Annotated in this window: 1 protein-coding gene; it reads left to right on the plus strand. The window is 61.8% G+C overall.

All coding sequences use genetic code 11. From position 1 onward, the window contains the following. On the plus strand, positions 1-859 hold an 859-nt coding region (locus tag AC1DWM_RS30120), incomplete at both ends, for an Ig-like domain-containing protein (RefSeq protein ID WP_477796891.1).

Below are 859 nucleotides of genomic sequence, written 5' to 3' on the forward strand. Positions count from 1 at the left end.
CGCGGACACCAACACTGTCGATGAAGACCACGCAGCCACCGGCAACGTGCTGGGCAACGACCACGATGTCGATAATCTCCTGAGCGTCTCCAGCTTCAGCGTGAATGGGGTCGACGGCAGCTTCACGGCGGGCCAGACCGCAACCATGACCGGTGTCGGAACGCTGATCATCGCCAGCAACGGTGCTTACACCTTTACCCCGGACTCCAACTACAACGGCACCATGCCGACCGTCACCTACACCACCAACACCGGCTCCACCAGCACGCTGGATATCAGCGTCACTCCGGTCAATGACCCGAGCGTCCTGACCGCGGATACCAACACTGTCGATGAAGACCACGCGGCCACCGGCAACGTGCTGACCAACGACCACGATGTCGATAATCTCCTGAGCGTGGCCAGCTTCACGGTTGGCGGCACCGAGTACACCGCAGGCGTCCCGGCGATCATCGCCAACGTCGGCACCCTGGTGATCGGGGCGAAYGGTGCTTACACCTTTACCCCGGTGGATAACTGGAACGGCACCGTGCCGACCGTCACCTACACCACCAGCACCGGTTCCACCAGCACGCTGAATATCAGCGTCACTCCGGTCAATGACCCGAGCGTCCTGACCGCGGATACCCAGACGGTCGATGAAGACCATGTTGCAACCGGCAACGTGCTGGGCAATGACAGCGATGTGGATAATCTCCTGAGCGTGGCCACGTTCACGGTTGGCGGCACCGAGTACACCGCAGGCGCCACCCCGGCGATCATCGCCAACGTCGGCACCCTGGTGATCGGGGCGAACGGTGCTTACACCTTTACTCCGGACTCCAACTACAACGGCACCGTGCCGACCGTCACTTACACC

This window comes from Pseudomonas sp. P4_C8, assembly GCF_056401975.1.